The 16,091-nt window shown below is 57.2% G+C and carries 10 protein-coding genes; 6 read left to right on the top strand and 4 right to left on the bottom strand.

Annotation, left to right across the window (positions count from 1 at the left end):
• The first annotated feature begins 1,294 nt into the window (after nucleotides 1–1,294).
• The 4 genes from N5C18_RS08220 (at nucleotide 1,295) to dcm (ending at nucleotide 8,586) form a co-directional block, all read left to right on the top strand.
• On the top strand, nucleotides 1,295–2,788 hold the full coding sequence (locus N5C18_RS08220; RefSeq protein WP_279944237.1) for an ATP-binding protein: 1,494 nt from the start codon (nucleotides 1,295–1,297) through the stop codon (nucleotides 2,786–2,788).
• Entirely contained in the window at nucleotides 2,776–3,786 is a 1,011-nt protein-coding gene (locus tag N5C18_RS08215; RefSeq protein ID WP_279944236.1) for a PD-(D/E)XK motif protein, read from the top strand. Before N5C18_RS08220 ends, N5C18_RS08215 begins: the two co-directional genes overlap by 13 nt.
• On the top strand, nucleotides 3,779–6,691 hold the full coding sequence (locus tag N5C18_RS08210; RefSeq protein WP_279944234.1) for a Z1 domain-containing protein: 2,913 nt from the start codon (nucleotides 3,779–3,781) through the stop codon (nucleotides 6,689–6,691). The genes N5C18_RS08215 and N5C18_RS08210 overlap by 8 nt, the downstream gene beginning before the upstream one ends.
• Nucleotides 6,692–7,074: 383 nt before the next feature.
• Nucleotides 7,075–8,586 (top strand): DNA (cytosine-5-)-methyltransferase, encoded by a 1,512-nt coding sequence (dcm, locus tag N5C18_RS08205; RefSeq protein ID WP_279944233.1) that lies wholly within the window; start codon nucleotides 7,075–7,077, stop codon nucleotides 8,584–8,586.
• Here the strand turns inward: dcm and N5C18_RS08200 are convergent.
• From N5C18_RS08200 to aceE, 4 genes are all read right to left on the bottom strand, one after another.
• Nucleotides 8,565–9,026 (bottom strand): very short patch repair endonuclease, encoded by a 462-nt coding sequence (locus N5C18_RS08200; RefSeq protein ID WP_279944232.1) that lies wholly within the window; start codon nucleotides 9,024–9,026, stop codon nucleotides 8,565–8,567. The genes dcm and N5C18_RS08200 overlap by 22 nt on opposite strands.
• Nucleotides 9,027–9,085: 59 nt before the next feature.
• A complete protein-coding gene (locus tag N5C18_RS08195) occupies nucleotides 9,086–9,367 on the bottom strand; it encodes a hypothetical protein (RefSeq protein WP_279944230.1) in 282 nt (93 codons plus the stop codon).
• 11 nt (nucleotides 9,368–9,378) lie between these two features.
• Nucleotides 9,379–10,917 (bottom strand): hypothetical protein, encoded by a 1,539-nt coding sequence (locus N5C18_RS08190; protein ID WP_279944229.1) that lies wholly within the window; start codon nucleotides 10,915–10,917, stop codon nucleotides 9,379–9,381.
• Nucleotides 10,918–11,029: 112 nt separating this feature from the next.
• A complete protein-coding gene (gene aceE / locus N5C18_RS08185; RefSeq protein ID WP_111111222.1) occupies nucleotides 11,030–13,717 on the bottom strand; it encodes a pyruvate dehydrogenase (acetyl-transferring), homodimeric type in 2,688 nt (895 codons plus the stop codon).
• Between the two features lie 544 nt (nucleotides 13,718–14,261).
• On the opposite strand from aceE, the gene N5C18_RS08180 reads away from it, so the two are divergent.
• Together N5C18_RS08180 and N5C18_RS08175 are read left to right on the top strand one after the other, a co-directional pair.
• Nucleotides 14,262–14,822: a PadR family transcriptional regulator gene (locus N5C18_RS08180; protein ID WP_279944226.1), complete on the top strand. Its 561-nt coding sequence runs from the start codon at nucleotides 14,262–14,264 to the stop codon at nucleotides 14,820–14,822.
• 60 nt (nucleotides 14,823–14,882) lie between these two features.
• A complete protein-coding gene (locus N5C18_RS08175; protein ID WP_053448618.1) occupies nucleotides 14,883–15,680 on the top strand; it encodes a siderophore-interacting protein in 798 nt (265 codons plus the stop codon).
• The last annotated feature ends 411 nt before the right edge of the window (nucleotides 15,681–16,091 follow it).

Genomic DNA, 16,091 nt, shown 5'->3' with positions numbered 1-16,091 from the left:
GGTTGGGGCGCTGACTCAGCGGTCCAGATCCCAAGTATGAGGAGGTTTCCTTGGCCTAGCTGCGCTGGAATCACTTGATGCGTGCCGCCTATAGTTATGGCGACCATTGCAAGCAACGCGCTGATGGACGCTGAACGATTCGGGATGACCAGCAGCGCTCACCGCGTGCGCGCCCGCGGCTGATACGGGAGCCAGCGGTGCAGACAAACGGCCGGCTGAAGGGCCAGCGTCGGGGGAGCCACTGGATTCAGGTGTACTGCAAGACCGCCTGATCGCCTATACCGCCTCCCTTCGTGAAACCGCAGATGCGTCGGAAGATGCGTTTTCAAATGGAATGAAAGTCACGCTAACGCCGTTCGAACTAGGGCGTCCTGGCGGAGAGGCCGGGAATCAGCCGGTGGCCGATTGCTATGAGTTCCACGCTAGCTATGGCGGTCTGGCGGGCGGCATGAAGGTTCCCTATCACGGCATCTCCCTCCTTAGACCGGGCGACAAGCCGCTCACGGATGACCCGAACGCGCCCGGCTTCTGATCTTCCACGCCGGCAGGACAAGCGCTGGCAGAAAGCGGACACGCGCGCGGCAGCGAACGCGCCTTCCAGAGAGGGCGCCTGCAACAGTACCGTCCGCCGGTGGCACGGTCTTCCATGCCGATTTGCTGACCTACGGTGCAGGTGGTGCGGCTGTGGACGCCTGCGTCTAAGAAGTGCGATTCGCGGGGGATGTGCAGTGAATGGAGTAGATGCACGCGTAGGGCCGACGAGTCACGCCCGCGTGCTACTAAGCGACCGGCAACGTTTGGCGGCTACGGTACGAGAACTTATTCACCGCTATAGCGTCAATCAATAAGCGAGCCTAGAAGATGAACATGAGCGAGCTCGCTGATGAGAAGGCCCGCTTTCTGCCGCTCGCACCTGCATTTTGGACAACGCCCATAATCAAACACGCTGCGCTCTGCGCGTTAACGCGCAGAGCGGTCCAACACGCGACTAGGCACCCAGCCTGACGATCGACTACTGGGCCGCGATGAATTCGGACAACACTTCCCGCGCACATGATGCGAACAGAAGTCATTCGGACCGACACCACTTCGGTGATGAATCAATAGGATCGAAGTGCTCGCGCCCTGTTAAGCATCCGATGGCAGCTTGATCGGCAGGGCTATGCAAAAAATAGGCCAAACTCAGACCCATCGCGTACCGCCTTACGAGGCGGTATCCTACGAGAGTTTTTGCGCCGCAATTGATTTAAGTACCGCCTTACTGCAAGGAGCCGCTTGTCCTATGGAGAACCATGTGTCCCTTACTCTTCCTGACTCAGTTGCCAGCAAGAGGCTTGCGCCAGATCCGGAAGGAACGGCAGCTTTCATGAGTCGAATCGGCTACTCACTGGAAGAAGCCCTCTCAGACATAATTGACAACTCCCTAGACGCTAGAGCAAAGGCAGTTGTAATTAGATTCGTCTGCGGCAGCGATAGAATTAATCAAATCGTCATCGTCGACGATGGACATGGGATGCTTCCCGATGAGCTGCATGCCGCGATGCAGTATGGTGTGAGACAGCATCATAAAGAAAAGGACCTCGGAAAGTACGGAATTGGACTGAAAGCCGCTGCCTTCAGTCAATGCAAGTCACTCTCGGTACTGAGCCGAAAGGCGCAGAAAAGCTCTGGGCGCCGCTGGACCATTGAATCGATCAAGGACGACTGGCGCCTCGAGGAACTCGATCCGGATCAAGCCGGCAGGATCTTGGATCTCGACTGGCAGCCCGCCGAGCTAGCGATCTCTGGGACCGCAGTAGTCCTCGATAAGCTTGACTCACTCCAGTCTTCCATGAGCGACTTTAGCAAGAATCTGCAGAAAACGATCGTAGAACTGAAGGTTGACCTCGGCATACGATTTCACCGCTTCTTGGACTCCAGGCAACTGCGAATTGTTATTGACGTAACTAACGGCTTGGGAAAGCTGCCAGACACCCAGTTTCATGTGGAGCCCCTCGATCCGTTCAGATACCCAAAGTCAGGCCGGAAGGGCTATCCGGCGACTTTCGAGTTGCAGGTGGGAACGGAGAACGTCAAAGCCGTGGCGCATATTTGGCCGCCTAAGTCAAAGGATTCCAATTACAAACTTGGTACGGGCAAGGTCGCTGAACGTCAAGGATTCTATTTCTATAGGAATAACCGCCTCATCAAGGCTGGAGGCTGGCACAACCTCCAATCGGACTCTGAGCCGCACTCGTCTTTGGCACGCGTGCTAATTGAGATGCCCCCGGAGCTCGATTCGACTTTTCGCCTTTCAGTACAGAAGAACGACTTTAATGTGCCGGCGGAGTTCATTGATGCCGTCCGGGCATCCAAGGCGGGGAACACAACATTTCCTGAGTACCTTAAAGCCGCCCAGGACGTCTATCGGAACGTACCGGAAGCAGAGGAAATTGTCTTCTATCCAAAATCGGGAATTCCCAGCGGGCTAGCAAAGAGAGTCGCTCGCTTGCTTGCGGGCAGCTCGGAGAGCGCCTCAACGCATCCTATAGACTTTAGGTGGGAAAGAATGGATACCGACCTCGTCTTCCGATACGAGCCCACGGAACAGACACTAATTCTAAACTCAGTCTTCCGAAGCGCAATCACAGGCGGGAAGAACTCCTCAGCCGACGCTCCCTTGTTCAAGATCATGCTCTTTTTCTCATTACGGGATCTGCCTGCAGCCGGTCGGATGTCGAAGAGGCTGAAGGATCGTGTTGATATGCTTAATCGAATTCTTCTTGAGGCATTGAAATGTCAGGCATAGATGACTATCGACTGCCTCCATTTGATGAAATTGAAGCAGCTTTGGCAACGGAAGCTCCACGCAGGTTTGGGCTAAAGACATCGAGAGAGGTTAGCCTGATCACTGAGCCCGAACATGGCGCACTGTGGCTACTCTACCCTGCAGACGGAAAGGCACTTTCCACGGTATCCACGACCAGTGTCATAGAGATGTCGACCCGACGAATCGGACACGTCCATTACTACCAAATTGGATCACAATTCCCCCCACTCTTCCGAGAGGTCTATTACTTCCTTTGTGGAATTGTTCATCGCGCAGAGATCTCCCAAGATTCTTTCCAAGACGTCGTCGCGAGCGAACTTGCCGCTTGGGAAGCGCTTCTTCGTGTACCAGATCACCTAGACAGAAATCAGGCAATCGGCCTTCTCGGCGAGCTCTTCGTTCTATGGCGAGTCTTGGAAAACCTTGGCGCCACGGCGATTGACTCTTGGACTGGTCCGGCCCGTGAACAACATGACTTCCGACTGTCGACCGACGATATTGAGGTAAAGACGACTTTGTCGCACTCGCGCGACCACACGATTAGCAGCTTGGATCAGTTGACCACTAATCATCAGCGCTCGCTTTCCGTGGTCTCCATCCAACTGAAGCCGGCGGGTGAGGGACCGGGCGCGAACCTAGGGGAGGCGGTCAAGAAAATTCGCTTAAACTTAGCTGATCATCCAGTGCCTCTTAAGAAATTCAACGACAAGCTGGCAACCATCGGATATCGCCATGAAGACGATCCTCGATATTTGGCAAGATACTGTCTTCGAACTTCGCCAACTATTGTGAGGGTCGACAAGAACTTCCCATGCATCACCATGGAGACACTCTCTTCAAGTCTCCCAAGCTCGACCCTACGACGTATTACCAAGCTTACTTACATCGTCAACCTCGACGATATGGGCTTCCCCCTAGACCAGGCAGGGTCGCCCGAGGCACTCCGTCATCCGGATAATAAGGATCTTTATGCCTGATCGCCCTACCGTTGCCCTCAAAGCTATTCGAGAGATCAAAGACTTGACTGGCCGACCAGCTAGCTTGGTGGAAGCGCTAGCAAGTTGGTCGAAGAAGGAGGACCTCGACGACCCAATATCTGTTCAAGAATTTTTGGGCTGGCTTCAGCCGGCAGCGCATGAACCTTATGTGCGGCAGAATTTTCACGGAATGATTTCACAATGGGACTATCGCCAAGAATTCGACTGGAGCAACGGCACCGCACCGAGCTCCGAGGCCAGGAGGCACCTAATTTGCTCTCTTCTTCATCTTTCGGAGCAAGAGGAGGAGCTGGTCTCGCAGATTTTCCCGGTGTATCCAAAGATCGACCAGCCAATCAGAATCTCCGCAGAGGAGCCGGGCACTACGTCTTGGTACAACGAGCAGCGACGTGATCAAAGCTCTTTCTACTGGAAGAGCTACGAGCGGTATCTATTGCAGGAAAAGGGTTGGACACCAAAGAACGTTGCTGTTCTCGATTCGACAAGTACAGACGTTGTTGCAGATCTTTGCGATCCGCTAAGCGCTGAAGCACGCACGACACGCGGGCTCGTAGTGGGATATGTCCAGTCAGGGAAGACGGCCAACTTTACGGGCGTCATCGCTAAAGCACTGGATGCAGGCTATCGCTTGGTGATCGTTCTTGGAGGTTTGCAGAATACTCTACGGAGCCAGACTCAGCGACGAATCGACAAGGAGCTTGTAGGCAGAGAGACCTTGGAAGCGAGTACGGATGAGTACACTGCGGATAGCGATTGGTCAGATTTCAACATGCACGGCTCGATGCCCGACAAGCTTGGTTCTTTCTATATAGACCGTTTGACAACGAGCTCACAAGATTTCCGTAATCCGATGGGAGACCTTTCCAGACTACGCTTTCTCAAGTCAAATCCTTCGCTGCCTTTTAATGATCCAACGAACTTGGCAAGGCACCCAGCCAAGCTTGTTGTCATCAAGAAAAACAAAACTCCGTTAACCAACCTCTTGCGTGCGCTCGAAAAGTCACAGAAGGCCGGCACATCCTGGGCTGAAGTCCCGTCGTTAATTATTGACGATGAGTCGGATCAGGCGTCGCTTAACTCAAAGAAGCCGGCGAGCTCTCAGCAGCAGGAGCGCACAGCCATTAACGGACTCATTGTCGACATTCTATCCATCCTGAAGCGAGGACAGTATGTTGGATATACTGCTACGCCATTTGCAAATGTATTTGTAAATCCCGATGATGCAGAAGACTTGTTCCCGTCAAACTTCATAACATCGCTCCCACGCCCCGATGGATACATGGGAGTTCAAGACTTCTACGACCCACCTGAGATTACAAAGAGCACGCCAGACCCGAGTAGCAATTACGGCTCTTACGTCCGCCCGGTCAAAGGAGAAAACGATCTCCCGGAGAATCTTCCGCGTGCGATTGACGCCTTTGTCCTTTCGGGCGCCATTAAACTCTTCCGCGAAGATAGGAATAACGTAAAGTACAAGCATCACACGATGCTCGTACATCTCACGACAAGCGTCAAGGATCACGCGCTTCTCAAGGGCCAAATAGATACCCTGTTCTCCAGTGCCGCATACGCGACTGGCGGAAATGGATTTATGAGGCTCAAGGAACTATGGGAGGCGGACTATAAAACTATCTGCAATGGCGGGCGCCACGCCGACGGAGCCATCCCTATAGATTTTCAAGAACTAAAGCCATTTATTGGCGCGTGTGTCTCCAAGATAGTTTCAGACGGCCCACCCACACTTGTTCTGAATGGGGATGATAGCGAAAATGCTCCCGACTTCGACAAATCGAGTGTCTGGAAGATCATTGTTGGCGGTGCAAAGCTATCTCGCGGATATACAGTTGAGGGATTAACCATTAGCTATTATCGACGAGTCGCTGGAGCAGCAGACACGTTGATGCAGATGGGACGCTGGTTTGGCTATCGCGATGGGTATCGGGATTTGGTGCGCCTTTACATCGGAACTCACGAGCCGAAGGGAAAGAAGGAGAATATTGATCTCTACGAGGCGTTCCGTGGTGTATGCGATGATGAAGAGGAGTTTAGATCTCAACTCAAGGCTTACTCTAGACTCCAAGGGGATGAGCGACTGACACCGAAGCAGATACCACCGCTGGTTCCCAGTCACATGCTCATGCCAACCTCAAGAAACAAGATGTACAACGCGAAAATTTTGTTCTTGAACTTCGGTGGTGATCAGAAGCAAAGTACAATTGCCTCAACGGATGCCGGCATCAGGCGGGCCAATGAGAAGGCCATGAAAGCCCTTCTTCAGCGAGCGGACCCGACCGAAACGAATATAGCCATTGATAGCGACGGGGACTCGTTCTCATTCGGCGCATTTGTTGGAGCTGCGAATCCTAGTGATATGGTCAAGTTCTTGCTCTCCTACAAGTTTGGCCCAACCGCCAAAGATCAAAAGGACCTCTCACTTGTCTTGGAGTACATTAGTGGCATTCATGGAGATCCGGAGATCCAAAGGTGGCTTGTCATCTCTCCGCAGTCTGTCGGGGAGAGCAATGGGTCGTGGCTCGTTCCAGGAGTTGGGGGTTTCTCGATTCGGCGCCGCGAGCGGGTCGGCGACGGGCAGAAGCGGTACAACGTCTTCACTGAGTCACGGCATGTTGTCGCTGCGAAGGTGCTAACTGGAATCTCGAAGTCAGCGAAACCATCCAACCTTTCAACACAAAGACTGCTTCTGCCGGGCACCGCAGCAATGCTCTTCTATCCGGTATTATCTAGCTCAGAGATTGAACAAGGTCAGATTCCTACCATGGGCTTCTCGCTATTATTTCCAAATAACAAGATGCGACGTCGCATTAGGTATGGCGTTCAATCCAAGGACCGCCCAGCCGACGTTACAGTTGACCTGGTGAGCTGACTTTCGGTTCGCTAGGGGTAGACTTCACGCAGTTGGAAGCAATATATCTGTGTCCTTTAACAACGAGCTTCTCGTTCAGGGCCATGAACTAAAGATGGGTACGGCGGAAGCATCCTCCGCCGTCTCTATGACGCCCGTGCGCTGAAGGCATTGTCGCTCCCGGCTTGGTTTAGCTATCAATTTCTTTTTTTCTAGCCATTAGCTTTTGGGCTTGATGCTTACGCGCTGAACTGCTTGAACTTTGGTAGCCCGAGTATCTGAGGTCACGGTGCATTCCTAGGTCGTTTGGGCGCAATTCTTATTGAAAATTGCGCTAGGGCATGACATCCTGGCGGCGCTAGAAGGGCGCACCTGCGCCTCTATTTATAATTGTGAAAATAGGCATGCACATCCCAGTCGTCGACATCTTCGCAGGCCCCGGTGGGCTGGGCGAAGGGTTCTCCGCTTACACCCCTTCCCGCTCTTCGAAGTCACGCCCGTTCAAGATCGCCATTTCGGCCGAAATGGAGGTCAATGCAGCCAAGACGCTTCGACTTCGCGCGTTCTATCGCCAATTCGCACCCCACAAGGTGCCGGATAGCTACTACGACTACGTGGCAGGACGGGGGGATCGGCCTTGGACGGAGGCGACCAAGACTGAGTGGGAGAATGCTTGCCATGAGGCGAGGCAGTTGAAGCTCGGCGATTCCGAAGACGACAAGGTGCTTCATGCCCGCATTCGCGAAGTTGCATCGCAGGAAGACCCATGGGTTCTGATTGGTGGACCTCCCTGCCAGGCGTACTCCTTAGTCGGGCGTGCCAGAAACCGCGGCGTAGTGGGCTACAAGGCAGAGGAGGATCCGCGTCATTTCCTCTACCAGCACTACTTGAAGATCATCAAGAAGTACTCACCCGCCGCGTTTGTGATGGAGAACGTCAAGGGCATTCTCTCCTCGAAAGTAGGTGGTGAGCTGATGTTCCCGCGCATTCTCGCGGACCTTCGAGCTCCTGGTGGTCGGAACGGCCCGCGCTACCGAATTATTCCTTTGGTAGAGGACCAGAGTGGTCTGTTCGACGACGACGATGGACGCCGATACATCCTGAAGGCCGAGGAACTTGGTGTTCCCCAGGCACGGCACCGCGTGGTCCTTTTCGGTGTCCGAGAGGATGTTGACGTTTCATCGCTACGCCAGATCCGTCGCGCGCCGACCAAGTACAGCGTGGGCGAAGTGATCGGCGGAATGCCTCACCTCAGGAGCGGAATCACCAATGTCGATTTCGAGAATTGGCCCGATGCCGCTAGGGAGATTCTGCTCCGTGCGGCACAGTTGTCTGACGATGCGCAGGTTTCAGCTGAACTACGCACCCAAGCGAAACTGGTACCTGCTCTGGATGCTGGCGCTGGCGGCAGGGCCAGGCCTTGGACGAGAACGGTGGATGAGGTTCCAGAGCATCTCAAGCCATGGTTGCTGGACGAGCGCCTCGGCTACATTCTGAATCATGAGGTTCGCCCTCATATGTGGATGGATCTCATCCGCTATGGTTACGCATCCGCCTTCACTAAGGTTTATGGCAGGTCGCCGCGTGGTTCTGGCGAATTCCCTGAGGCCATGCATCCAGATCATGAGAACTGGACAAGCGGGAAATTCGTTGACCGTTTTAAGGTCCAGCGCAGGGATGAATCAAGCTCCACGGTAACAAGCCACCTTCAGAAGGATGGCCATTACTTCATTCACCCAGACCCGACGCAACTGAGAAGCCTCTCTGTTCGTGAGGCCGCGAGACTGCAGACGTTCCCCGACAACTACTTCTTTGAGGGCTCTCGTGGCGCTCAATTCCGGCAAGTGGGCAACGCAGTACCGCCGTGGATGGCGAAACAGATTGCCGACGTGGTCTATTCAACACTCGTCCGTTGATCCAGCGTAAACTCTTGGACAATTTCGCTAGATCTTACAAATTCTTTTAGACGCCGCAGAGTATCCTGCGGCGATTTCTTAAGGGCGCACTCCCATACGACTGCGCTGCGCCACCCCATCTTCTGTAGTTCGATCTGAGCAAGCTCGTCGCGCTTGCGATTCGCGTTCAACTTTTCCAACCAGAATTTCGTTCTTGTCTGGGGAATAGTCGCGTATCTACATCCTAAGTGGTGATGCCAGAAGCACCCATGGACAAAGATCGACAGATGATAGCGCCTCAGCACGAGATCAGGCGTCCCCGGCAACTGCTTCTTATGCAGAGAATAGCGAAATCCATTCGAGTGCAAGAACCGTCGAACCAGAAGCTCAGGCCCGGTGTCCTTGCCTCGAATCTTTGACATCATCCTCTGCCTAACTTCCTTCGAAACAACATCCACCATAGCTCGGACACCGCCATTGTTTGGAAAGAAGCCGGCCCAACCTGCGACAGATTAGATTCTCAATCCGAATTCTCTGCCCAGGCCTTTAGAACTCTTGCAAACTCACCAACGCCTTCGGATAGATTCTTCTTCTTGTCGTTTGCAGTTGCGACCCCATACTGTTCGATCAATAGTTCAGCCACGTCAAGCGCATCTCCGCTTAACGTCTCACGCGACATGGTTGTAAGAGTATCTGGATTCACCTTTCCCAAGTAGCGCGCAAGCACTGAAAGAAAGCTCTTGTCCTCTCTACTAATATTCAGAGAATCAATTTTATTGAGGCTATCCGCATCAATCTTCATAAAAACCTCAACTAAACGTAGTGAATTCCAGTTAATGTAGGGCAACTTGCGACTCCCGAGTCGCCTCGACCATCAACTGTCTGCTCCGTCTCACGCACGAACTGTACGTTCAATAGTGCGCCGTGGGTGCCCGGCGGAAGATCAATTTCAACAAATCCTCCTTGGGCCTCTCGCCACGAAGCAATGACCTGACGGCGATCGGCTCCCCGTGGAGGTCGGCTAATATTAACCATCCCGAGCGAAGAAAGGGTGAGCACTGACGACCCTGGGTCGTCGGCTAGCACTGACGCATATCTCGCGGACCATCGGTTAGAGAGCTGCGGCCCGTCCATCAAAAGAGCGATGACCATATTTGGACCGACTGATCTAACCACGTCAGCAACGGGATCCTGCCGAGCCAAGTCCTCGCAGATGAGGGGACAAACTACAAGATCATCCGTGAAAGCAAAGAAGTTCACCTCTCTCGGCTTGATTTCGATGTTTTCCCACCACTCACTCTGGCAGGAAAGCGTACCGCCAAGCCCGTAACTCTGAATCTGATTCTTCTCAATCTTCCATCGATGATGCTTGTTCTGAGATAGGAGATCGCCTGGATTGCCTGGAACTTTCAGCTTCACCGAGTTGGTCGCCACACCTTGTGCACCCCGCCCCGCCACCCCTGCCAAGAGAGAGACTTTCTTCAGAAGAAGCACTTTAGAAAGCGCTTTCCACTGAGACTCATTGATTGAACATTCGGGAAGCACGACTAGGTCGACACGCTGACCCATGCTTTGAGCTCGCTCGATAAGGCTACTTACGCTACCAATTACATCCACATCTGCTTTCGGGACGTAGTCAAAGTAGCCCATATTACTTGTTCCACTTTCTCTAACGGACGCTTGGATGTCCGAAGGCAAGACCTCGAATGGCCAAGGGACCAAAAGAATGTTGAACGAGGCTCTTTTCTTATCCAAGATCGGGTTTATATTCCACCGAACGCCGACTTCCGAATTCTCAATAAAGGCCAAGTGATGCGTAAGATTTCTGATGTTAAGGCCAAATTTTGGCGTATGTTGCTTGGGTAGCACGCGGACAACATTCGAATCCAGAAACCTGCAAAGCGTACCCCTACGAATCAGCCTCCAGTTAGAGACCAGCCCGAAAAATCCAGTGTCCCCACCGTCGGGCAACCCGATGCCGCCGCAAGCCTCATCACTCGCAGCGATCAAATAAAGGACACTCGAAATTACTTTCTGGGGAACTGGCTTGTGCTCCGCGTTCAACGGTGTTTTCGCTGCAAACCGAATCCACTCAGAAACCTTGTCCCAGCTATCAATTACTCGAGAGGGGACCGAGCCAAGAAAGTTTGCCCCAAGCTGCATGTGGTTCGCGCTTTGCAGCGAAGTTAGCCAAGCTTCTCCATCAGCCTTGCATTGAGCAGAAGGGACGATGTTTTTCTTCGTTTTTGTCGAGTACGTTAGATAGCAACCAGTTGCCTTTGCGACTTTAGCGCATACGGCGAACACATCCGCTGGCGACGATAAAACCGCACCGTGACTACCAGCGTTCAAAACTGCTTCTTTGTATAGACGATCCATTGTCAATTCGCATTTTGATATAAAGAAGGGCGGAGAATATAATTCTCCGCCCCAGCTAAATCACATCTAACCAAAGACAGCCAGATCAAACCCCAACAGGATTAGCCTTCTCCGGATCAATCTTGTACTGCTTGATCGCCCGGGCCACATCCTTCGCGGTCATCTTCCCTTCCTTCGCCAGCGCCGCAATCGCGGCATGCGCGATGTAGTACCGGTCAACCTCGAAGAACCTACGCAGGTTCGCACGCGTATCCGAGCGGCCGAAGCCATCCGTACCCAGCACGGTGTACGACATCGGCACGAACGCGCGGATCTGGTCCGCATAGGCACGCACGTAGTCGGTGGCGGCAATCGCCGGGCCCTGGCGGCCTTCCAGCAGCTCGGTCACGTAGGCCTTGCGCTGCTCGCCTTCCGGATGCAGGCGGTTGGCACGTTCCACGTCGAAACCATCGCGACGCAGTTCGTTGAAGCTCGGGCAGCTCCAGATGTCGGCGGTCACGCCGAAGTCCTTGTCCAGCAGCTCGGCGGCGGCAATGGCTTCGCGCAGGATGGTGCCCGAGCCCAGCAGCTGCACGCGCAGCTCGCCCTTCTTCGGCTTGCCGGCGTCGGTCAGCAGGTACATGCCCTTGACGATGCCCTCGGCCGCGCCTTCCGGCATCTCCGGGTGGGTGTAGTTCTCGTTCATCAGGGTGACGTAGTAATACTCGTCCACCTGGTCTTCCATCATGCGCTTGGTGCCGTGCTGCAGAACCACGGTCACTTCGAAGCCGAAGGTCGGGTCGTAGCTGCGCACGTTCGGGATGCCGCCGGCCACCAGATGGCTGAAGCCATCTTCGTGCTGCAGGCCTTCACCGTTCAGCGTGGTGCGGCCGGCGGTGCCACCCAGCAGGAAGCCGCGGGTACGCATGTCGGCGGCCTGCCAGGCGATGTCGCCCACGCGCTGGAAGCCGAACATCGAGTAGTAGATGTAGAACGGCAGCATCGGCACGTTGCTGACCGAGTAGCTGGTACCGGCGGCCATCCACGAGCTGATCGCACCCGGCTCGCTGATGCCCTGCTGCAGCACCTGGCCGCTCTGGTCTTCGCGGTAGAACATCAGCTGGTCGGCGTCCACCGGCTTGTACTTCTGGCCGAACGGCGCGTAGATGCCGATCTGGCGGAACAGGCCTTCCATACCGAAGGTACGGGCTTCGTCGGCCACGATCGGCACGATGTGCGGGCCCAGTTCCTTGTCACGCAGGGTGATGTTCAGGCTCTGCACGAACGCCATGGTGGTGGAATAGCTGCGCTCGCCGCTGCTCTTCAGCAGGCGGTCGTAGGCTTCCAGCTTCGGCGCCACGAAGGTCTTGTCGGCCTTGCGGCGGCGCTGCGGCAGGTAACCGCCCAGCGCGGCACGGCGTTCCTGCAGGTACTGCACTTCCGGCGAATCCGGGCCCGGGTGGTAGAACGGCACCTGGCCGTCGGCCAGCTGCGCGTCGGTCACCGGAATGTTGAAGCGGTCGCGGAAGTGGCGCACCGCTTCGTCGTCCAGCTTCTTGGTCTGGTGGGTCGGGTTAAGCGCTTCACCGGCGCTGCCCATGCCGTAACCCTTCACGGTCTTGGCCAGGATGACGGTCGGCATGCCCTTGGTGTTCACGGCCTGGTGGTAGGCGGCGTACACCTTGTGCGGGTCGTGGCCACCACGGTTCAGGCGCCAGATGTCGTCGTCGCTCAGGCCGGCGACCATCGCAGCGGTTTCCGGGTACTTGCCGAAGAAATGCTCGCGGGTATACGCGCCGCCGAAGGCCTTGCAGTTCTGGTATTCGCCGTCGACGGTTTCCATCATCAGCTTCTTCAGCACGCCGTCGCTGTCCTTGGCCAGCAGGGCATCCCAGTAACCGCCCCACAGCAGCTTGATCACGTTCCAGCCGCCGCCACGGAACACGCCTTCCAGTTCCTGGATGATCTTGCCGTTGCCGCGCACCGGGCCGTCCAGGCGCTGCAGGTTGCAGTTCACCACGAAGATCAGGTTGTCCAGGCCTTCACGGCCGGCCAGCGCGATGGCACCCAGGGTTTCCGGCTCGTCGCTCTCGCCGTCGCCGATGAAGCACCACACCTTGCGGTCGGACTTCTCGATCAGGCCACGGTTTTCCAGGTAGCGCATGAACTGCGCCTGGTAGATGGCGGCCAGCGGGCCCAGGCCCATCGACACGGTCGGGGTCTGCCAGTAGTCCGGCATCAGCCACGGGTGCGGGTACGAGGACAGGCCACCGCCGTCCACTTCCATGCGGAACTTGTCCAGCTGCTCTTCGCTGATGCGGCCTTCCAGGAAGGAACGCGCGTAGATGCCCGGGGCGCTGTGGCCCTGGATGAACAGCAGGTCGCCCGGGTGGTTCTCGCTGGGGGCGCGCCAGAAGTGGTTGAAGCCCACGTCGTACAGGGTGGCGCCGGAGGCGAACGAGGCGATGTGGCCGCCCAGGTCACCCGGCTTGCGGTTGGCGCGCACCACGGTGGCCATCGCGTTCCAGCGGATGATCGAACGGATGCGCCATTCCAGCTCGGCATTGCCCGGGCTCTTGGCCTCGAGCTGCGGCTCGATGGTGTTGACGTACTCGGTGGTGGGAGAGAACGGCAGGTAGGCGCCCGAACGACGGGTCAGTTCCACCATGCCTTCCAGCAGCTGATGCGCGCGCTCGGAGCCCTCGACATCAATAACGGCCTTCAACGACTCGATCCACTCCTGGGTTTCCACAGGATTCGGGTCGTTGTTCAGCACCTCGTTCAACCAGTTCATTAGCGCTCCCATAACCGCACGCACGCGCGCGACTGTTGTATAGATTTCTAGACCGCAAAGTGTAGCGCACCAAGGGCTTTCGTCACTTGGCTACGCAGGCGTATGGATGCAACCGGCCAGTGTCCGCAAGGGGCTTGCAAGGGCCCGTGATGGCCCTGCGGCGGGCCTTGGCGGCTGCGCGGGCTGTCGCTTGCGGGCCGCTGCGGCCATGTGCAGGACGCAGTGTTACCGCTGCCGATGACGGTTGTAGGGCAATTCTGGAGCCACGGTAGGTGCGGTGCGGGCTGCGGTTCTGAACCGGCGACAACATGTCGCAGCCGCCTCTGGATCGGCGCTGGCAATGGGCCCAGCGTGGGTCGCGAGTGATGGGCCTGGCGCCCTGCTCCCTTCCACAGTACCGCCGGGGCGCCCTGCAAGGGGCGCCCCTTTTTCTGTGCGCGCGGCCGGCCGTGGCCCAAAACGGAGCTGCTTGTGGCCGGATCGATGATTGCCGGCTTCGATATATCGATATATCGTTTGCACACTCGTTTACCGATATATCGAAATGAGCCGCACTCCCTCTCCCAGAGCCCGTTCCACCGATCCGGCGGTGCCGCGCCGCAACGGCCAGCCGCGGGTGCTCAGCCGTGGTGACCTGCGCCTGCTGGTGCTGGCGCTGATCGGCGAGCAGCCGCGCCATGGCTACGAGCTGATGCAGTTGATCAGCAACCAGTTCATGCAGGCCTATACGCCCAGCGCCGGCACCATGTACCCGCTGCTGGCCAGCTTCGAGCAGGCCGGCTGGATCGAGGCCGAGGAAGTGGATGGCAAGCGGATCTTCCGCATCACCGCCGCCGGCGAGTTCGAGCTGAAGGTGCAGCGCACCCAGGTGCGGCTGGCGCAGCGACGCGCCTTCGACCGCGCCCGCGAGATCACCAAGGCCTCGCTGCCGCCGCCGCTGGCCAGCGCCCTGCGCGAGTTCAAGCGGGCGCTGGTGCACCACCACGGCCGCTGGGCCGAGGGCGAGGCGGACGAGGTGGCGGCGCTGCTGACGCGGGCCTCGGTCCTGCTGAACGGTACCGCCGGTAACGAGGCATCACCGCTTTCAACGACCCAGCCAGACTGACTCCAGCCAGGTCCTCCCCCATGCCGCGCGCCCCCGCGCGACCCTTTTACAGGTATCCCCATGACCGAACACAACAACACGCGCCTGCGCCTGGATGTGCGCTTCCGTGAACTGACCGTGCTGCGCACCGAGGAAGTCACCCCGCACATGCGCCGCGTGGTGCTGGGTGGCGACGATCTGGCCGGCTTCGATTCGCCTGGCGCCGACGACCACATCAAGCTGTTCTTCCCCAACAGCAGCGGCGAGATGGTGCTGCCGGTGCTGACCGCCGAAGGCCGCAGCTACCCGGAAGGCAAGGAGCCCTCGCCGGCCCGCGACTACACTCCGCGCTGGTGGGACCACGAAACCGGCGAGCTGGCCATCGACTTCGTGCTGCACGACCAGGGCATTGCCGGGCCGTGGGCCGAGCAGGCGCAGGCCGGCGACGTGCTGGTGATCGGCGGCCCGCGCGGCTCGTTCGTGGTGGCCGACAGCTACGACGCCTATGTGCTGATCGGCGATGAAACCGCGCTGCCGGCCATCGCCCGCTGGCTGGACGTGCTGCCGGACGGCGCCGAGGTGCAGGCCTTCATCGAAGTGAGCGATGAGGCCGAGCGCCAGGACCTGCCGCAGTACGAGAACGTGCGCATCCACTGGCTGGAGCGCAACGGCTTCCCGGCGGCCAGCAGCACGCTGCTGGAAGACATGCTGACCGACTTCGAGGCGCCGGACGGCGATGTCTTCTACTGGATCGCCACCGAATCGCGTCGCGCACGGATGATGCGCAAGTTCATCGAAGGCCACCTGGGCGTGCCGCGCGACTGGATCCGCTCGACCGGCTACTGGAAGGCCCACCCGGACGAAACCGACGGCGATTGAGCCATGCACCAGGATGGGTGCGGACTTCCCTTGGGTGGTTGCTGACTTCCCTGGGTGGGTGCGGACCGTTGGTCCGCACGCCCTTTGACCGGTAGTGCCGGCCGCTGGCCGGCAACCTCATCAACCTTCGGCAGGAACCTGCAGCTGCCGGCCAGCGGCCGGCACTACCACGCTGGATGCCACCTGCAGCGCGATGATCAGCAGCGGCAGCAGCCCCAAACCCGCACGCATCGCGCTGCGCGCGATGAGTCGAGCGTGGCTCGACTCTACAGGGAGCCATCGGTAGTGCCGGCCGCTGGCCGGCAACCTCATCAACCTTCGGCAGGAACCTGCAGCTGCCCGCCAGCGGCCGGCACTACCACGTTGGATGCCACCTGCAGCGCGATGATCAGCAGCGGCAGCAGCCCCAAA

Source organism: Stenotrophomonas sp. GD03930 (genome assembly GCF_029839665.1).
Taxonomy (GTDB): domain Bacteria; phylum Pseudomonadota; class Gammaproteobacteria; order Xanthomonadales; family Xanthomonadaceae; genus Stenotrophomonas; species Stenotrophomonas forensis.
Note: the sequence above shows the minus strand (reverse complement) of the source record. Positions and strands in the feature narration are given on the sequence as shown.

Bases quoted from the DNA above. Each gene is read 5' to 3' on its own strand.
- N5C18_RS08215 (WP_279944236.1), top strand. From the start codon at position 2,776: ATGTCAGGCATAGATGACTATCGACTGCCTCCATTTGATGAAATTGAA.
- N5C18_RS08210 (WP_279944234.1), top strand. From the start codon at position 3,779: ATGCCTGATCGCCCTACCGTTGCCCTCAAAGCTATTCGAGAGATCAAA.
- dcm (WP_279944233.1), top strand. From the start codon at position 7,075: ATGCACATCCCAGTCGTCGACATCTTCGCAGGCCCCGGTGGGCTGGGC.
- N5C18_RS08200 (WP_279944232.1), bottom strand. From the start codon at position 9,026: ATGGTGGATGTTGTTTCGAAGGAAGTTAGGCAGAGGATGATGTCAAAG.
- N5C18_RS08195 (WP_279944230.1), bottom strand. From the start codon at position 9,367: ATGAAGATTGATGCGGATAGCCTCAATAAAATTGATTCTCTGAATATT.
- aceE (WP_111111222.1), bottom strand. From the start codon at position 13,717: ATGAACTGGTTGAACGAGGTGCTGAACAACGACCCGAATCCTGTGGAA.
- N5C18_RS08180 (WP_279944226.1), top strand. From the start codon at position 14,262: ATGAGCCGCACTCCCTCTCCCAGAGCCCGTTCCACCGATCCGGCGGTG.
- N5C18_RS08175 (WP_053448618.1), top strand. From the start codon at position 14,883: ATGACCGAACACAACAACACGCGCCTGCGCCTGGATGTGCGCTTCCGT.